This window comes from Streptacidiphilus sp. MAP12-16 (assembly GCF_041262165.1).
GTDB lineage: Bacteria > Actinomycetota > Actinomycetes > Streptomycetales > Streptomycetaceae > Streptacidiphilus.
Genome location: NZ_JBGCBY010000001.1, coordinates 168,789 through 186,699, shown reverse-complemented (window position 1 = coordinate 186,699; position 17,911 = coordinate 168,789). Strand labels below are relative to the sequence as shown.

Here is a 17,911-nt window from a genome sequence, read left to right as displayed (position 1 = left end):
CGACTCGGTCAACGCGCGCCTAGTCTCGGAGCATGACTGCACCGGTCGGCGACGCACTGGTCCACCCCGGCCTGACCTCGGCCGAGGTCGCCGAGCGGATCGCCCGCGGTGAGGTCAACGACGTACCTGTGCGCTCCAGCCGATCCACTACCGAGATCGTCCGAAGCAACGTCCTCACCCGGTTCAACGCGATCATCGGCGTCCTCTTCGCCGTGATCATCGTGGTCGGCCCGCCGCAGGACGCTCTCTTCGGCTTCATCATCGTCGCCAACACCGGCATCGGGATCATCCAGGAGCTCCGCGCCAAGCGAACCCTCGACAACCTCGCCGTCGTCGGCGAGGCACACCCCCGGGTGCGTCGCGACGGCCGCGTCCAGGAGCTGACGAACGCCCAGATCGTCCTCGGCGACCTGGTCGAGCTCGGCTCCGGCGACCGGATCACCGTGGACGGGCAGGTGAGCGAGGCCGATGCGCTGGAGATCGACGAGTCACTGCTCACCGGCGAGGCCGACCCCGTCCTCAAGCACCCCGGCGACCCAGTCCTCTCCGGCAGCTTCGTCGTCGCCGGCTCCGGCGCCTTCAGCACCACCCGAGTCGGCCGCGAGGCGTACGCGGCGCAGCTCGCGGAGGAGGCCAGCCGGTTCACCCTGGTCGCGTCCGAGCTCCGGAGCGGCATCGACACGATCCTGCGCTACGTCACCTGGCTGCTGATCCCCACCGCCGTCGGCCTGATCCTCAGCCAGCTGTACGTGAACCAGCAGAACGTGCCCGAGGCCGTCCGCCGGATGGTCGCCGGGATCGTCCCCATGGTCCCCGAGGGCCTGGTGCTGCTGACCTCGATGGCCTTCGCCATCGGCGTCATCCGGCTCGGGCGGCGGCAGTGCCTGGTCCAGGAGCTCCCCGCGATCGAGGGCCTGGCCCGGGTCGACACGGTCTGCCTCGACAAGACCGGCACCCTCACCGAGGGCGGTATGGACGTCGCCGAACTCAGGGTGCTGAAGGGTCCGGCAGCCCTGAACGAGCTGGCCCCCACCATCGGCGACCGGAGCGACCGGGGCGACGCAGGTGAAACGGGCGCGAGCGACCGGGGGGCCGAGGGACGCCTGCCGGAGCAGCACGGCCCCGCCGAGCCCGGGCTCGCCGAGAGCGTCCTCGGGGTCCTCGGCAGCGCCGATGCTCGCCCCAACGCCAGCCTCCAGGCGATCATCGACACCTACCCGCCGGTCCCGGGCTGGCGGCTGCTCCAGTCCGCGCCCTTCTCCTCCGCCCGCAAGTGGTCCGGCGCGAGGCTGCGGGAACCGGACGGCGGCGAGGCCACCTGGCTGCTCGGCGCGCCCGACGTGCTACTGCCCGCCGGGCACCCCTCCCTCACCGAGGTGGACGAACTCGGCGCGCTGGGCCTGCGGGTACTGCTACTGGGCCGCACCACGACGCCGCTCGACGCAGCCGACCCCGCGCAGGGCCTCGTCCCGCTCGCTCTGGTGGTGCTGCGGCAGCGGCTGCGCCCCGAGGCCGCCCAGACCCTCGCCTACTTCCAGCAGCAGAACGTCTCGGCGAAGGTCATCTCCGGTGACAACGCCGTCTCCGTCGGCGCCGTCGCCGACAGCCTCGGGCTGCCCGGCGCCGACGACCCGGTGGACGCCCGCACCCTGCCCACCGACCCGGAACTGCTCGCCGACGCCGTGGAGCGGCACTCGGTCTTCGGCCGGGTCACCCCGCAGCAGAAACGGGACTTGGTCGGCGCCCTCCAGTCGCGCGGCCACCACGTCGCGATGACCGGCGACGGCGTCAACGACGTGCTCGCGCTCAAGGACGCCGACATCGGAGTCGCGATGGGCGCGGGCAGCGAGGCCACCCGCGCCGTCGCGCAGATCGTGCTGCTCGACAACAGCTTCGCGACCCTGCCGCTGGTCGTCGCCGAGGGCCGCCGGGTCATCGGCAACATCGAACGCGTCGCCAACCTGTTCCTGGTGAAGACGGTCTACTCGGTGCTGCTGGCCCTCGCGGTGATCATCGCTCGGGTGCCGTATCCGTTCCTGCCGCGCCACTCCACGGTGCTCAGCGCGCTCACCATCGGCATCCCGGGCTTCTTCCTGGCGCTCGCGCCCAACAACGAACGGGCCCGCACGGGCTTCGTCCGGCGGGTGCTGCGCTTCGCCGTCCCGGCCGGGACCATCGCCGGGGCCGCGTCCTTCACCGCCTACCTGCTCGCCCGCGCCGACCACGCCACCGGGCAGGTCGCCGACACCAGCACCACCACGCTGACCCTCTTCCTGGTCGCCCTGTGGGTGTTGGCGATCATCGCCCGGCCGTACACCTGGTGGCGAGTAGTGCTGGTACTGGCGATGGGCCTGTGCTTCGCCCTGGTGCTGGTCGTGCCGTGGCTGCAGACCTTCTTCCAGCTCGACCTGGCGGGCTGGCGCGACCCGTGGACGGGCGTCGCCGTCGCCGCCGCGGCCGGGCTGCTGCTGGAACTGGTGTGGCGGGTGCTGCGTCGTACCGGGGAAGCCGGGCAGAACGGGCCGACCAGGCCGACCAGGCCGAACAGGTAGAGGTGTCATGCTCTGGCACACTGCACACTGAGCCGGAACGATTCATCAGGTACACAGATCGCCGGTACCGTGCTGGGCAGATCCGCACGAACCCGCAGGGGGGACCATGACCACCGACACCGATGCGCCCACGGCGTCCATCGGCGTTTCGGCCGCGCCCGCCCTGCGACGGTTCCTCCCCCCGCGCCGCGCCGTCCCGCACCTGCTGCTCGGCCTGCTGTTCCTGGCCGGCTACGCCGTCATCGAGATCGTCCGCTACGCGCACTTCGCCTCGATGTCCTGGGACACCGCGATCTTCGTCCAGGAGATACAGGACTACGCGGGCCTGCATGCGCCGGTCGTCACCATCAAGGGCCCCGGCTACAACATCCTCGGCGACCACTTCAGCCCGATCCTCGCGCTGCTCGCCCCGCTCTACCGGGTCTTCCCCACGCCCGTGACGCTGCTGGTCGCCCAGTCCGCCCTGTTCGCCGGCTCCGTCGCGATCGTGTCCGAGACCGCCGCCCGCATCACCTCCCGCACCAAGGGCCTGTGCGTCGGCGTCGCGTACGGGCTGTCCTGGGGGCTGCAGCGGGCCGTGGACTTCGACTTCCACGAGATCTGCTTCGCGGTGCCTCTGCTCGCCCTGGTGCTGCGCGGCATCGTGCTGAAGCGCTGGTACCAGGCGGCGTTCTGGGCGCTGCCGCTGGTCCTCGTCAAGGAGGACATGGGGCTGACCGTCGCCGCCATCGGGATCGTGCTGATCCTGCTGCGGCAGCGGCTGATCGGGGCGATGCTCACTGTCTTCGGCGCGGCCATGCTGCTGCTCACCGTGTACGCGGTGATCCCGCACTTCAACCCGACCGGCCAGTACGACTACATGTCGAAGCTGCCCGGCGGCTCGCCCGCGCACGCCCTGACGAACAATCCGCTGCACCTGCTCGACAGCCTGGTCACGCCCGACATCAAGCTGCAGACACTCGGCTACCTGCTCGCCGTCACCGGCTTCCTGGCGCTGCGCTCGCCGCTGGTGCTGATCGCCCTGCCGACCATCCTGTGGCGCTTCACCTCGTCCAACGACGGCTACTGGGGAATGGACTGGCACTACAACGCGGTGCTGATGCCGATCCTGTTCCTGGCCCTGGTCGACGGCATCCGCCGGGCCGAGGAAGGACGCACCGGCTGGCTGCGGAGTTACGCCGCCCAGGCCGTCGTCCCGGCCGTCACCGCGATCTCGCTGGCGCTGTGCGCGACCATGGACCTGCCCGCCGCCAACGTGCTCACCCCGTCGACCTACGCCTCCACCCCGCGCGTCGCGATGCTGCAGCGCGCGGCGGCGGTGATCCCGAACGGGGCGACGGTCGAGGCCAACGTCACGCTGATGGCGCACCTCGCCGCGCGCACCCGGCTGTACTGGATCGGCGGCGCCAAGATCCCGCCGCAGTACCTGGCGCTGGACATGTCCTACGGCTGGTCACCCGGCCCGCCGACCGACCTGCCGGGGTACGCGAAGCAGTTGCACCCCGACTCGACGTACCGGGTCGTTTTCGACGAGCAGCAGTTCGTGGTGCTGCAGTTGGTGAGCGGCTGAACCACCGCCGCCCACCAGCTGCGCCGTGGAGGGTGCTGAAGATCTAGGCCGGGCTCGCGACGCCCTGCGACTCCGCTCCCTGATCCGGCCTAGATCTGCAGCACCCTCCTAGTCACTCGAAGTCGCGGGCGGCGCTCAGCTCGTAGGCGCGGTCCGAGTCCGACAGCACGGCGAGGACCTCGAAGCGGCGGTGCCACGCGCCCGCCGCCCAGGCCAGCCCGGCGGCCAGGCCCTCCGGGGTCGCCGCGTGCAGCGCACCGTGCGGGACGGGCGCGGCGAACTCGTCCTCCGCCTCGTCCGGCTGGTCCTCCGCGTCGAGGGCGGGCGCCGGACTGTCCGCGTCCCAGCGCCAGTCCACAGCGGCGTCCTGCCCGTCCGGGCCGACCACCAGCAACTCCTCGTGCTCCTCGTACACCTCGGGACAACCCGGCAGCAGCTCCCGCACAGCCTCGGGGACGCGGTGCACGTTGCCCTCGCTCAGCACCCGCCCGCCCGCGACCTCGCTGGCCAGAGACACGTGCAGACGCTCGGCGAGGGCGGTGGCGAGCGCCGGTGCGACGGTGATCAGCGGGAAGTCGTCGAGCAGTTGCACCAGGTCGGGCGCGTCGGCGATGACGGCGTCGGCGACGTCCACCACGATCGTGTCCGCCGGACGGCGCCTGCTCTCCGACTCCATCGGCGGCAGTGCCCGCACCTCCTCCGGGAGGGCGACCCGGGTCAGCTCGACCGAGGCGAGCGCCGTGTAGAGGCCGTGCAGCTGACGGTGCGACACCTCGCTCTCCGGGTCGGTCATCCGGTACAGCACCTCGTCGGGGCCGTCCGCCTCGGCGAGCAGCGCCGCCAGGGTCGTCCGCACCCCGAGGGCGTGCAGGAACACCTCGTCCAGACCGGTACGCGCCTCCTCGTAGAGGCCGCGCAGCAGCGGGTCGGCCCCGGCCGCGCGCAGCCCGGCGGGCCGCCTGCCGTCCAGCACCGGGTGGTCACGCAGCCACCAGGCCGCGTACGAGGGGACCTGCGCGCTGCGCCCGTCGGGGAGCAGCAGTCGCACCGGGTTCACCACGGCCTCGCGCAGCGGCGGGACCGCGAGCAGTGCCAGGGCCTGCGGCCAGGCGTCGTCGTCGACCAGGTCGAGGTCGCGCACGGCGAGGAGTTCGGCGGCGACCGGCGGCACGTCCGGCCCCGAACCCTGCGCGCTGTCCTCCCTGACCTGTTCGGCCACCTCCTCCGCCCAGTCGGCGAAGCCGTCAGGGGCCTCGTCCAGCAGGCCGGTGGGCTCGCCACCAGCCGCGCGGTCGGCGGGAGCCGTCGGGTCAAGGCGCTCCAGGTCGTCCGGGTCGAGCACGACCTCCTCGGCTCGGACCAGGCCCAGCCCGTGGCCGACGCCCACCGCTCGCAGCACGTCGGCACCCCAGCGCTCGAACCAGTCCTCGTCGAGGAAGACCGCGTCGTCCTCGTCCACGATCGCCGCCAACGGGCTGCCGGGCAGCACCAGTTCGCCGGCGACGGCGAGCTCGCCCTCCTCGTCGGGCAGCGCGAGCCGCGCGAGCCAGGGGTAGCTGCCGGGGCTGATCCCTGCCGCCTTGACGATCCGGAGCACGGCCTCGGCCACGTCCTCGGCCTCCTCCAGATCGTCCAGCTCCGCCGAGCGCCGGACGGCGGCCTGCAGCTCGGCCGTCTCCAGTACGCCGAGCGCGGTGGCGACTCCGGCTCCGAGCTTCTCCAGCAGCGGGTGCGCGGCCTCGGCATGGACCAGCCGCAGCCCGAGCAGCGCCAGGTCCTCGGCCAAGACCTCGTTGCCACTGGGCACCAGCACCCGCCTGGGCCCGGTCACCATCCGGCCGTCCGCGAGCGGGACCGGCAGCGCGCCCAGGGTGTCCGCCTCGGCGCCGACCAGCGCGCCGTACAGATTGCGCCACCAGGCGGGTTCCTTCTCCAGGTTGGCCAGCTGCTCGACGGTCTCGGCGAGTGCCAGCCGCCGCACGCCCAGCGTCCGCAGCTCCTGCCGGCGCTCCAGCCCTGTGGGCAGCAACCCCGGCAGCACGTCGGCCAGCGCCCGCACGATTTCGGCGTCGGCGCCCTCCAGCAGCACGGCGTCCCGCGCCCGCAGCGCGGACGCGCCGTCCTTCGGCGTCTCCGTAGGCTCTGCCGCCAGGTCCGGCGCGTCCGACACGTCCGGCGCATCCGATGCCTCTGCCGCCCTCGGCAGGAAGGCGACCTCGGGCAGCCGCCGCAGGATCGCCCGCCGCAGCTGCGCGTCCACCTCGCCGTGGCCCAGCGGGCCCGGCACCAGGCTCAGCGACGAGATGTCCGCACCACGCCGCCGCAGCAGTGTCGCGTACACCTCCCCGGCCTGCTCGACCAGGAAGTCCGTCAGCGGTCCCGGCGCGATGTGACGGCGCGTCGAGTCGAGCGGGAAGGACGCGATGAGCAGCGCGGGGACGCCCAGCGGCTCGTCAGTGGGCGTCGGCGCGTGCACGACCGGCACGGTGCGGGGCTGCGCCGGTCGGCCCTGACCGTCCACCGGGACGGCCCAGGTGACGGACCAGTGCGGACGGTGCCGCTCCTCGACCGTGCGGTCCTTCAGCAGCCCGGACGCCAGCTCCCCACCCGCCGTCGCGATCTGCCAGCGGCTCTCGCCCGCCGCGTCGGAGACCACGACCACGGCGGGTCCGTCCAGATCGTTCGCGGAGGGTTCCTCACGGCGCGTCAGCGTCCTGGCGGCGTCGTCGACCTCCACCACGACCTCGACCAGCCCGGTCAGGGTCAGCAGCAGCGCGTCGTCGACCTCGTCCAGCAGACGGCGCGTCAGGTCCACCGCCGCGGCGTCGCGCAGGGGCAGTACGACGACCGTGTCGTAGCCCTCCGGCGGCGTCCCCTCGGCGGGCAGCGGCAGGCGCAGCAGGGGCACGTGCCCGTCCCGCCGCCGCAGCTCCTCGCCCAGCGTGCCCTGTTCGGCGGCGAGGTCCCGCGCCTCGACCAGCGACCACCGCACCCCGCCCGGAAGGCTCAGCACCGCGGGCTGGTCCGACACCGCGAGCACCGCGGAGAAGCCCACCCCGAACCGGCCGACCGCGCCCTCCGCCGCTTCCTCGCCCCGCTTGGACGAGGCCCGCAGCGTGGACAGCGACTCCACACCTTCGGCGTCCAGGTGCGCGCCGGTGTTCGCGGCGCACAGCACCCCGTCGCGCAGCGTCAGCCGCAGCCGACCGGGCACACCGCCTCGGGCCGCCGCGTCGGCGGCGTTCTGCGCGAGCTCGACGACCAGCCGGTCCCGGTAGCCACCGAGCGCCAGCTCCTCCTCCGCGTTGGCGTCCTCCCGGAACCGCGCGGGCGACGCCGCCCACGCCTCCAGCACCCGTTGACGCAGCCCCGCCGTCGCGAACGGATCTGCCGCCCCCACGCCGCCCGCCGTGTAACCCACGATCCGCGCATCCATGGCCGTCGTCTCCCCGCTCTCGCCGCCCTCACCCGACCGGCGAGGCTGTACGCGGGCATTCTCCCTGGTCTCACTGACAATCCGCGCCACGAGTCGGCCCAGGGGAGGCGGGTCAGTCGAACACGGCCGTGTCCAGGGTGAAGGAGAACGGCTCGGGGAGGTCGAGAGGCTTGCCGAAGGGAACGCGGGTGATCTCGCGATAGTCCTCGTCCTGCGGGGTCGCGTAGAGGGTGACGGTGCCCTCGGTGCGGTCGATGAGGAGGTAGAACGGGATCTTCGCGGCGGCGTAACCGCGCCGCTTGGGGCCGCGGTCCTTGTCCGGGCGCGTGGACGTCACCTCGGCGACCATCACCACGCCGTCGGGCCGTGCCCAGGACTCCATGCCCCGGAAGAGCCGGCGGGGGCCGATCGCGCTGTCCGGGATGAAGCGGCCCAGCGGAGTGATCACGCCCTTCGTCCCCACGGCGTACATATCGGTGACGGATCTGCGGGAGATCTGCCAGGTGAGTTCGCCCACGAGGTCCTCGTGGTCACCATCGGGCGGCGGGGTCACGACGATCTCCCCTTCGATCAGTTCGGCGCGGTAGCCCTCGGGCACGGTGAGGTCCAGGAAGGCGGACAGCACGTCGCCCGTTCCCCTGCCGGGGTTGCTGGGGCGCTCGGTCGCGGCAACTGCCATGGCGTCTCCCTCTCCACGGTCATCCTCGGTTCGCTCCGACATGCTCCCCACGATAGGCCTGCGGGGTGACGGACGGACACCTCTTCCAACGAGCCGACGGCCCGGGAGTCACTCCGATGGCGGAGTGACTCCCGGGCCGTCCTGGGTGCCTGATCGGGGCCTACAGGCCCGCGTAGGAGTGCTTGCCGTTGATGAAGATGCTCACGCCGTAGGAGTTGAAGAGGAAGCAGGCGAAGGCGATGAGCACCAGGTAGGCGGCCTTGCGGCCCTTCCAGCCGGCGGTGGCGCGGGCGTGGAGGTAGCAGGCGTAGGCGACCCAGGTGATGAAGGCCCAGGTCTCGGTCGGGTCCCACTCCCAGTAGTGGCCCCAGGCGGCCTCGGCCCAGATCGCGCCCGCGATGATCGTGAAGGTCCACAGCGGGAAGATGAAGGCGTTGATGCGGTAGGACATCTTGTCGAGAGTCGCCGCGGCGGGCATCCGCTCGCAGATGTCGGCCCAGCGACCGCCCTTGGCGCGGCCGGCGGCGAGGGCGACCTCGTAGTGGTCGCGGCAGAGGTACATGAGCGTCGTGATCGCGCCCGCGTAGAACGCGCCGCCGCAGACCATCGCGCCGGAGACGTGGATCCAGAGCCAGTAGGAGTGCAGGGCGGGGACGAGCTGCTCGGAGGCGGTGTAGAGGACCGTGACCGCGAGGCCGAGGCCGAGCAGGATGCCTACGGTGAGCGGCAGGCCGAGCCAGCGGACGTTGCGGCCGGAGAAGAACAGGCCGACGAACAGCAGCGCTGCGACCAGGGTCAGCGCGCAGGTGAACTCGTACAGGTTGCCCCACGGCGGGCGTCCCGCCGAGACGCCTCGTGCGATCACGCCGCCGAGCTGGAGCAGCGCGGCGAGGGTGGTGAGGGACACGGCGATGCGGCCGAGGCGGTCGGCCTGCTCGTCGCCACCGGCCGCGCCCACACCGTCGGTCGGCGGGGCCGCGTCGCCACGGGTGACGACGTCGACCTTCCCGGCCTTGGCGGCGACGGTGCGGGTGAGGGTGGTGGTCGCGCCGCTCGCGTTGGTGACGGTGACGGCTACCTTCGGCGCGGCGGTGGACGCGGCGGCCGCGGCCTCCGCCACGGAGTCGGCGAGGGTGGCTCCGGGCCTGGCCGTCAGCGCCGCGGACTGGCGCGCGACCCGACTGCGGCCGCCGAAGGTCCACTCGGCCGTGTAGGCGAGGAACGCGAAGAGGTACACCGCCATGGCGGAGTAGATGAGGACGTTGGAGATGTGGGCGAGGTTGGTGTTGATCGCCTCGGCTGCGAGGTTCTTCACGCTCATCGTTCCTTGGGGAGGGAGGTGGAGGTGAGGTTGTCCGACGCTTCGGCGGTGCTCTCGTCGGTGGAGTTCTCGTCGGCGGGTTGTGCGTCGGCCGGGGCGGTGTCCTGGAGGGCGAGGGCGACGTCCGCCAGCTCCTCCGCGATCCGCGAGGACTCGCTGCGGGCGAGTCCGGCCAGCTCGATCGTGGTCACCCTGTCCGGGCCGGCCACCGCGCGGACCCAGATCCGGCGGCGCTGCACGAACAGCGACCCGATCAGACCGAGGATCGCGAGCACCGAGCTGACCAGCGCCGCCGTCGTGCCTGGGTTGTGCGCGACGGTGAAGTTGGCCCACTGCTTGAAACCGGTGAAGGTGACGGCGCCGCCGCTCGGCAGCTTGAAGCCCTGACCGGGGTGCAGCTGGGCCTTCCAGATCTGGCCGTCGACCTTCAGCTGCGTCATGTGGGCCAGGTCGAGCGAGTAGACGCTTTGCGGGGCACCGGAGTTGTTGCCGAGGTCGCCGCTGTAGCCGGTGATGAACAGCCCGGGGTTGTCCGCCGCCGGGAAGACCGAGTGCGGGCCGAGAGTGGTGCTGAGTTCGGCGGTCGGGGCGAAGATCCCGGCGAAACCGAGCTGGGTGCTCTTCCCCGTCTTGTCCTTGTAGCCGTCGGAGACCTTGATGGCGCACAGCGACGTGATGTTGGCGTCCTGGGGCAGGCAGGGCGTGGGGCCGTTGAAGATGACCTTGCCCTGGGCGTCGGTCACCTGGATCACGGGGGCGTATCCGTGGGCCGTCAGGTAGACGTTGCTGCTGCCGATCTGCAGCGGGTGGTTGACCTCGATGGTGCCCTTGGTCAGCGTGCCGGCGTTGCTTCCGGTCCAGTACGAGACGTGCGCCGCGAAGGTGCGGGCCGTTCCCAGCTGGTCACCGCTGGTCTGGTAGGTGGCCTCGAAGTTGTCCAGCTTGAAGCCGAACGGGTCGAGGCTGTTCGCCGTGTAGAAGGTACTGGGCGAGAAGTCGTCGTACTGGGTGACGTTGTTGCTGAACGCGTTCCCCTCGACGACCAGGACCGTGCCCATGCCGCCCGCCATCTTGGTGAAGGCGAAGGCGATCAGCATGGCGACGAGGGAGATGTGGAAGAGCAGGTTGCCGACCTCGCGCAGATAGCCCTTCTCGGAGCTGACGGCGTCCGCTTGGGTGGCGGACACCCGGAAGCGCCGCTTGCGGAGCAGCGCGTGCGAGGCCGTGAGGACCGCGTTGGCGTCGGCGCTGGTGCGCCAGGTCGCGTACACCGGCAGCCGGACGAGGTGGCGCGGGGCGGCCGGGGGCTGCGCGCGCAGCACGCCGACGAACTGCCAGGTGCGCGGGACGATGCAGCCGACCAGGGAGATGAAGAGGAGGAGGTAGATCGCCGAGAACCAGAACGAGCTGTAGACGTGGAACATCCCCAGCTTGTCGAACGCCGGGACCAAGAACTTGTGCGCCGCCTTCCAGTCGGCGACCTTCGTCGGCGACGCGGAGGTCTGCGGCACGAGCGAGCCGGGTACGGCGGCGAGGGAGAGCAGGAAGAGCAGGATCAGCGCGACCCGCATGGAGGTGAGCTGCCGCCAGCCCCAGCGCAGCCAGCCGACGAAGCCGATGCCGACGGCGTCGGTCTGCTCCTGGGTGGGTGCGCTGCTGAGGCGCTCGGCGGTGTCGAGCTCGCTTCGCTCGTCCGTTTCCCGACGGTCAGTCATGGATCAGATTCCCAACGTGGAGATGGGGAACCAGAGCTGCAGCTGGTACACCAGCTGGCTCCACAGCCCCGTGACAAGCATGAGTCCGACCGCGACGAGCATCCCGCCGCCGATCCGCATGACCAGTTGGTAGTGCTGCTTGACCCAGCCGAACGCCCCGAGCGCCCGGCGGAAGGCGAGGGCGGCGAGGACGAACGGCAGGCCGAGGCCGAGGCAGTACATGGCGGTGAGGAAGGCGCCGCGTCCCGCGCTGCCCTGCTGCATCGCGAGGTCGAGGACCGACTGCAACGTCGGGCCGATGCACGGGGTCCAGCCGATGCCGAACACCACGCCCAGCAGCGGGGCACCGAGAAGTCCCACCATCGGCTTGCGGTGGCTGCGCACCTCGCGCTGGGTGAACCCGGGCAGGAGCCCCATGAAGGCCAGCCCCATCAGGATCGTCAGCCCACCGGTGACGATGTCGATCGTCCGCTGGTAGTGGACGAGTCGGCGTCCAAAGTAGCCGAAGAGTGTGCCCTCGGACACGAACACGGCCGTGAAGCCGAGAATGAAGAGGACGGCCCCGACCAGGATGCGTCCGCGTCGCCGTCCCTCGGCGTCGGCCAGATCCACTGCCGAGAACCCGGTGACGTAGGAGAGGTAGCCGGGGACGAGCGGCAGTACGCAGGGCGAGAAGAACGAGACCAGCCCACCCAGCATGGCCACCGGGATCGCCAGTATCAGCGCGCCGGTCAGCACCGTCTGGTTGTCGGCGACGGCAAGGAGGACCGGGGCCGTGCCGTTCACGACTTCTCCGCGAGCACCGGGGCGAGGATCCTGCTGAGGTCGTCGCTCGCCAGCGCCTTCAGCGCGCGCACGGCGATACGGCCCTGCCTGTCGATGATCAGCGTGGAGGGAATCGCCTGCGGGTTGAGGCTTCCAGCTGGGAACTTGAGCAGCAGTTCGCCGTCGGGGTCGAACAGGCTGGGGTACGTCAGTCCGTGGTCGCTGACGAAGGACTGGGCGGCCGGCTTCTGCAGGTCGCGGGTGTCGATGCCGAGGAACTGCACGCCCTTGTCCTTGTTGGCCTTGTAGACCGACTCGAAGTCGCTCGCCTCAGCACGACACGGCCCGCACCACGAGCCCCAGACGTTGAGGACGACGACCTTGCCCTTGTAGTCCGCAAGGCTGATCTGCTTGCCGTCCAGATCCGTACCGCTGAGGTCGATCGGTGCGCCCCGATGCGCGGCCGCGACGGTGGAGATCTCGCCGGTGCCCTGTACGAAGGAGCTGTCGCTGCTGTTGGAGCTGTTCGCCGCCGAGCATCCGGCCAGGGCCAGTGCCGCGGTGGCGGCCAGCGCTGCGATCAGCGCGCGGGGAGACGGGCGTGAGGACAGACGGGGGCGCATGTGAAGAGTTTCGCATGGGTATTTTGAGCGGTTTCACCGCCCCCGGCGGTCGTGTCGCGGCAGGCACTCTGACCTGCCGCGACACTGGGGCTCCCGGCTCGGAGAGAGCTGCGGGCGAGCTGCGGGCGAGCCTCAGGCGCCGAAGCTCCTGGCGACCGGGAAGTCGCCCTTGCGGCCCTTGGCGGTGAGGTGGGCGGGCAACAGGTCGCGGGCGGGCTCGCTGTAGCCGATCGAGACGATCTTGTCGTCGTGGTAGGTGAAGGTGGTGAGGCTCGCCAGGGAGCACTGCCGCTTGCGCGGGTCGTGCCACAGCCGGCGGTGCTCGGCGAAGCTGCGGGTGATCCAGATCGGGAGCTGGTGGCTGACGCACACCGCCTCGTGGCCCCGGGCCGCGTCACGTGCCGCGCCCAGCGCGCCCATCATCCGGACGACCTGCTCGATGTACGGCTCGCCCCAGGACGGGCGGAACGGGTTGGTGAGGTACTTCCAGTAGGCGGGGTTGCGCAGCGAGCCGTCGCCGACCCCGAAGGTCTTGCCCTGGAAAATGTTGTCGGCCTCGATCAGCCGGTCGTCGACGGCCGTGGTGAGGCCGAGTGCCTGAGCGATCGGAGCGGCGGTCTCCTGGGCGCGCTCCAGCGGGGACGCCACGACGTGCGTGATGTCACGGCCGCCCAGGTGGTCGGCGACCCGCTCGGCCATCTTCCTGCCCAGCTCGGAGAGGTGGTAGTCGGGCAGCCGCCCGTAGAGCACGCCCTCCGGGTTGTGCACCTCGCCGTGCCGCATGAGGTGGACGACGGTGGTCTCGGGACTGCTCACCTGTACCGCTCCTTCTGGTCACCTGGCTGTGCCGCAAGTATCGCCCAGCCCGGGACGGCCGGGGCCGGGCGACACCTGCCGGCGGGTTCCTTCGCTCGACCGCCCACACCCCACCCGGCCCACACCCCACCCCTGCCACACCTACGCCGGAGCCGTCGCCTCCGCGGCGGCCCGTGCCGCGAGCGGCAGCGCCTCCGCGATCCGTTCGATCGCGCGGGCGTCGTGCGACGCCGACACGAACCAGGACTCGAACGCGGACGGCGGCAGGTAGACGCCGTTGGCGAGCATGGCGTGGAAGAACGCCGTGAAGCGGAACGACTCCTGACGGCGTGCCTCGTCGTAGTTCGTCACCTTCGCGTCGGTGAAGAAGACGGAGAACATGTTTCCGGCCGTCTGCACGCGGTGTGCCACGCCCTCCTTGGCCAGGGCGGAGCCGACCAGTCCTGAGACCTCGGCCGCGACGCGGTCCACGGTCGTGTAGACCTCGTCGGTGCAGCCGCGCAGTTGGGCGAGCCCGGCGGCAGTGGCGATCGGGTTACCGGACAGCGTGCCCGCCTGGTAGACCGGCCCGGCGGGAGCGAGGTACGCCATGATGTCGGCTCGCCCGCCGAAGGCCGCGGCCGGGAAGCCGCCGCCCATGACCTTGCCGAAGGTCAGCAGGTCGGGGGCCCAGCCCTCGTGGGCGGCTTCCAGCCCGTACCAGCCGGCCCTGGAGACGCGGAAGCCGGTCATCACCTCGTCGGAGATGAACAGCGCGCCGTTGTCGCGGCAGAGTTGCGCCAGACCCCCGTTGAAGCCGGGCAGGGGCGGGACGACGCCCATGTTGCCGGGCGACGCCTCGGTGATCACGCAGGCGATCTCGCCGGGGTGCGCGGCGAAGGCGGTCCGGACCGCGTCCAGGTCGTTGTAGGGAAGGACGATGGTGTCTGCGGCGGTGGCGCCGGTGACGCCGGGGGTGTCGGGCAGCGCAAAGGTGGCGAGACCGGAACCGGCGGCGGCGAGCAGCGCGTCCACATGTCCGTGGTAGCAGCCCGCGAACTTCACGATCTTGGCTCGGCCGGTGAAGCCGCGAGCCAGCCGGATCGCCGACATGGTCGCCTCGGTGCCCGAGGACACGAGCCGAACCTGCTCAACCGGAGTGACTCTGCTCACAATTTCTTCGGCGAGTTCGACCTCCCCCCGACCGGGGGTGCCGAACGAGGTGCCGCGAACGACCGCCGCCTGGACCGCCTCGATGACGGCCGGGTGGGCGTGGCCGAGGATCATCGGACCCCAGGAACAGACCAGGTCGACGTACTCGCGACCGTCCACGTCGGTCAGCCAGGGGCCCTGGCCGGACGCCATGAACCGGGGAGTGCCGCCCACAGCCCGAAACGCTCGGACCGGCGAGTTGACGCCACCAGGGGTAACGACGGAGGCGCGTTGAAACAGTGACTGGGACTCGGGTGCTTCGTACGAATAGCTCACATACGACATGGTCTCAAATCGTGTCCTGTGTCTCGGCATGTCCGGCCCGATCATCTGGGACGATGATCTGGCCGCAGTGCACAGCCGTCCGCCGAGCGGGACTCGGTGGACGGCGTTCCGCGCGGGGGGACTCCCTGCCGCGCGTCCGCTGCCTGTTGGCAAATGGATGACTGCCAGTAAGGATGGTCTCTGGGTGTCCGAGGCACGCGAAGAGTCCGAGGGTGCGGCGAGGGCTTCGCGTAGGCGTGGTGGAAACAGAGGCGGTGGCGGCGTGGGGGTGACGTACAAGTATTTCGGTGCACCCGACCGCGCGACCGCCGCCCGTGTTCCGACCGCGCTGGGACGCGACGGCCTCGGACTCGACGCGGGTGAACTGGGCACCCTGGGCCGGCTCGGCGAGCTTTTCGGCCAGGACGGGCGCGAGGGCTCCGAGGAGTCGATCAGCGGCGGGCTCTCCACGAAGATCAAGCCGGAGACGATGAGCGCGATGGTGCTCACCGGCATCCAGGGCATTCCGCTGGCCGCCGTCCCCCCTCTGGAACTGGTCGTCCTCCACCCCGACTACGCCGTGGTCCAGCTCCCGCACACAGTGGTCGAGCCGCTCCGCAAGGCGGACGAGGCCGAACTCGGCACCGCGGCCTTCATCTGGTCCACCGTCCCCGACCGCCGCGGCCCCCGCGACGCCTTCGTGATCTACCAGATGCTGCACGAGTGGCAGGACTTCGCCAACCGCCTCCACGACGCCGGGCACCAGCTGTACTGCCTGATGTGGCCGTGAATCAGCGCATTGGAAAATTCTCGGTTCACCGCCGAGGACGCAAATCAGGTCAAACGCCGAGAACGGTGATCGCCTGGCTGCCGTGGATCTGATCCAGATACGCCTGGATGTCGTCCTGGTCCGAGGTCGCGACGATCGTCGCATCGATCTCCACAGCCGTGACGGCGACCAGGCCGTCCACTGGATCAGGCTTCTTCTTCGGGTTGAGATCTGCCCTGCCGATCAGTTCGCCTACCCTGCGCCACTCCGCCTCGGTGTAGCAGCACACCACTGCGCAGTCTTTGAGCGCCCGCGCCAGGTAGGCAGTGCGGGCACCTCCACGCCACGCCTGAGCGACCACCGGGGCAGGCACAACCGGACACCCAGTCAGGCAGTACTCCGCGTGCAGCAATCGGGCTCGCCGATCGCGCGGGTCAGCGAGCGCGATGAGCATCCCCGCGTCGTACACCACGTCGCCGAGCGAATCGGCATCAGGACACGTCGGGCAGCCCCAATTCATGCGGCGTTCCGACGGGCACGGATGGCTGCCGCCCGGGCTCGGGCCGCCGCAACCTGCTCCCTGATCCGAACGGACTCCTCCGTGGGGGCGTCGCTCGCGGGCGGCCAGTCCAAAGACTCCGCCTCAGCCTCAGCAGCGGCAATGGCTGCGTCGATATCGGCGAAGGACGCGGCGATACGCTCCCGGCGGACGGCCTCGGTGAGTGCGGCAGCAACCACGAAGGCAGAAACGTCCTGACCGCCTTCCTCCGCGGCCAGCCTGATGCGTTCGGCCTGATCGAGATCCAGGCTGATGGAGATCCTCGTCTTCGCCATGACGAAATCGTATCACGCCGTAATACGACAGCTGGAGTGGCCGGAGCCGAGGCGGTCACGGCGGCGAGGTGCTTGATCACCCAGGGCACTTTCAGGGCACATGAGTGCGAAAATTGCCGCCGATCAACGAAAACCATGAAAGGTCGTTTCGCCGACCAGCGGCGCTCTCGCCGCATCGTTGCAGGTCAGCCCAGTGCCCGCGCGAATAGCTCCACGAGTGGCACGGCTTCGCCAACCGGCTGCACGACGCGGGCCACCAGCCTGAGGTGGCCCTGCCCTGTTGGCTTACCGCGTCGTCGCGGTGAGGCTCCGGGCCGAGGACGGAGGGTGTCAGACCTGGCAGAAGCCGCTTGGCTTCCCGTAATACGCGTCATACACTGAAGCCATGGCGAAGACCAGGATCAGTATCAGCCTCGATGCCGAGCACGCCGAGCAGATCAGAGCCCACGCCGTCCGGGCCGGGATGGACGTCTCGGCCTACCTCGTCAATGCCGCCACTCGGCAGATGGCCGAGACCGACGCGCTGGAAGCACAGTTCGCTTCCATCGACGCGGTGATCGCCGCGGCAGAAGCCGAAGCCGCCGCACTGCCCGCGTTGCCCGACGTGGCCGAGGACGACCTCACCGAGCAGGAGCGACGCGAGGTCGAGGACGCAATGAGGCTCGTCTACGGCTCCGATCAACCCGCGCAGCAGCCAGCCGCCCGCCCCTCGACCCGAGGGCGACAGAATCGGCCCGGCCACGCGGCATGAGCGCTCGCGTCCCCGTCTACGACACCGGCATGCTGATCGCGCTCGCCGATCGCAAAGCCAAGGCAGTCCGCCTCCACGAAGGCATGAGGGCAACACCGCACCGCGCGGTCGTGCCCGGCCCGGTCCTGGCACAGGTCTGGCGCCCTGCGCCAAGTACCGTTCACGCACTTGCAACTGTGCTTAAAGACTGCACCATCCCGCACGCGCGAAGCTCCCCCAGCGCACTGCGTCCGACAGTTGCCGGAGAACCCGTATGCCTGATGTGCAACACAGCCCTGGACCTGGCCGGGTGGCACCGGATCGGCGGAGCCCTGGCCACGGCGATTCTGCCGGCCAAGAAACGCCCCGACGTGGTCGACGCCCTGGTGGCCATAACGGCGGTCCGCCATGGCAGCGCTGTCGTCTTCACCAGTGATCCCGACGACATCGGCGCCTACCTGTCAGCGCTGAACGCCCAGGACGTCCGCCTCATCGCGGTCTGAGCTTCTTCCGCCACGCCCGCCTCTGCGACGGCAGCTGAGAAAGGGGTCGTTACGGGCACGCGTGAACGGGGCGCCGCCCTCGGCCGCAGGTTCGTCGTCGGGGCGCGCCCCAGGGCCGTGGGGGTGGCGCCGAGGTACCGGGG

Annotated in this window: 15 protein-coding genes; 5 read left to right on the top strand and 10 right to left on the bottom strand. The window is 70.7% G+C overall.

Translation table 11 applies throughout. The annotated features are described in order from the left end of the window. Nucleotides 1–32 precede the first annotated feature (32 nt). Nucleotides 33–2,552: an HAD-IC family P-type ATPase gene (locus ABIA33_RS00840; RefSeq protein ID WP_370075780.1), complete on the top strand. Its 2,520-nt coding sequence runs from the start codon at nucleotides 33–35 to the stop codon at nucleotides 2,550–2,552. A 106-nt stretch (nucleotides 2,553–2,658) separates the two neighbouring features. Then, a complete protein-coding gene (locus tag ABIA33_RS00835; protein ID WP_370075778.1) occupies nucleotides 2,659–4,122 on the top strand; it encodes a DUF2079 domain-containing protein in 1,464 nt (487 codons plus the stop codon). A gap of 112 nt (nucleotides 4,123–4,234) precedes the next feature. On the opposite strand, the gene ABIA33_RS00830 is transcribed toward ABIA33_RS00835, so the two are convergent. From ABIA33_RS00830 to hemL, 8 genes are all read right to left on the bottom strand, one after another. Further along, complete coding sequence (locus ABIA33_RS00830) at nucleotides 4,235–7,558, bottom strand: sacsin N-terminal ATP-binding-like domain-containing protein (RefSeq protein ID WP_370075776.1); 3,324 nt, start codon at nucleotides 7,556–7,558, stop codon at nucleotides 4,235–4,237. Nucleotides 7,559–7,670: 112 nt separating this feature from the next. Then, entirely contained in the window at nucleotides 7,671–8,237 is a 567-nt protein-coding gene (locus ABIA33_RS00825; protein ID WP_370075774.1) for a Uma2 family endonuclease, read from the bottom strand. Between the two features lie 160 nt (nucleotides 8,238–8,397). Then, nucleotides 8,398–9,558, bottom strand: coding sequence for a c-type cytochrome biogenesis protein CcsB (gene ccsB, locus ABIA33_RS00820; RefSeq protein ID WP_370075772.1), 1,161 nt, complete (start codon nucleotides 9,556–9,558; stop codon nucleotides 8,398–8,400). After that, a complete protein-coding gene (locus tag ABIA33_RS00815) occupies nucleotides 9,555–11,273 on the bottom strand; it encodes a cytochrome c biogenesis protein ResB (protein ID WP_370075770.1) in 1,719 nt (572 codons plus the stop codon). The genes ccsB and ABIA33_RS00815 overlap by 4 nt, the downstream gene beginning before the upstream one ends. Nucleotides 11,274–11,276: 3 nt before the next feature. Beyond that, a complete protein-coding gene (locus ABIA33_RS00810) occupies nucleotides 11,277–11,972 on the bottom strand; it encodes a cytochrome c biogenesis CcdA family protein (RefSeq protein WP_370076226.1) in 696 nt (231 codons plus the stop codon). A gap of 83 nt (nucleotides 11,973–12,055) precedes the next feature. Continuing rightward, nucleotides 12,056–12,661 carry a TlpA disulfide reductase family protein gene (locus ABIA33_RS00805; protein WP_370075768.1) on the bottom strand — a complete coding sequence of 202 codons (606 nt, stop codon included), beginning with the start codon at nucleotides 12,659–12,661 and terminating at the stop codon, nucleotides 12,056–12,058. 132 nt (nucleotides 12,662–12,793) lie between these two features. After that, on the bottom strand, nucleotides 12,794–13,444 hold the full coding sequence (locus ABIA33_RS00800) for a histidine phosphatase family protein (protein WP_370076224.1): 651 nt from the start codon (nucleotides 13,442–13,444) through the stop codon (nucleotides 12,794–12,796). Between the two features lie 174 nt (nucleotides 13,445–13,618). Next, the gene (hemL, locus tag ABIA33_RS00795) at nucleotides 13,619–14,953 is read right to left on the bottom strand and encodes a glutamate-1-semialdehyde 2,1-aminomutase (RefSeq protein ID WP_370075766.1); all 1,335 of its coding nucleotides are present in this window, start codon (nucleotides 14,951–14,953) and stop codon (nucleotides 13,619–13,621) included. Nucleotides 14,954–15,110: 157 nt separating this feature from the next. Here hemL and ABIA33_RS00790 point away from each other — a divergent pair, with 157 nt between their 5' ends. Further along, complete coding sequence (locus tag ABIA33_RS00790) at nucleotides 15,111–15,722, top strand: hypothetical protein (protein WP_370075764.1); 612 nt, start codon at nucleotides 15,111–15,113, stop codon at nucleotides 15,720–15,722. A 49-nt stretch (nucleotides 15,723–15,771) separates the two neighbouring features. On the opposite strand, the gene ABIA33_RS00785 is transcribed toward ABIA33_RS00790, so the two are convergent. Continuing rightward, nucleotides 15,772–16,173, bottom strand: a complete 402-nt coding sequence (locus ABIA33_RS00785) for a PIN domain-containing protein (protein WP_370075762.1) — start codon at nucleotides 16,171–16,173, stop codon at nucleotides 15,772–15,774. A 44-nt stretch (nucleotides 16,174–16,217) separates the two neighbouring features. Further along, on the bottom strand, nucleotides 16,218–16,535 hold the full coding sequence (locus tag ABIA33_RS00780; protein ID WP_370075760.1) for a hypothetical protein: 318 nt from the start codon (nucleotides 16,533–16,535) through the stop codon (nucleotides 16,218–16,220). Between the two features lie 385 nt (nucleotides 16,536–16,920). Here ABIA33_RS00780 and ABIA33_RS00775 point away from each other — a divergent pair, with 385 nt between their 5' ends. Further along, on the top strand, nucleotides 16,921–17,286 hold the full coding sequence (locus ABIA33_RS00775) for a hypothetical protein (RefSeq protein WP_370075758.1): 366 nt from the start codon (nucleotides 16,921–16,923) through the stop codon (nucleotides 17,284–17,286). A 260-nt stretch (nucleotides 17,287–17,546) separates the two neighbouring features. Further along, nucleotides 17,547–17,768, top strand: coding sequence for a hypothetical protein (locus tag ABIA33_RS00770; protein WP_370075756.1), 222 nt, complete (start codon nucleotides 17,547–17,549; stop codon nucleotides 17,766–17,768). Nucleotides 17,769–17,911 lie beyond the last annotated feature (143 nt).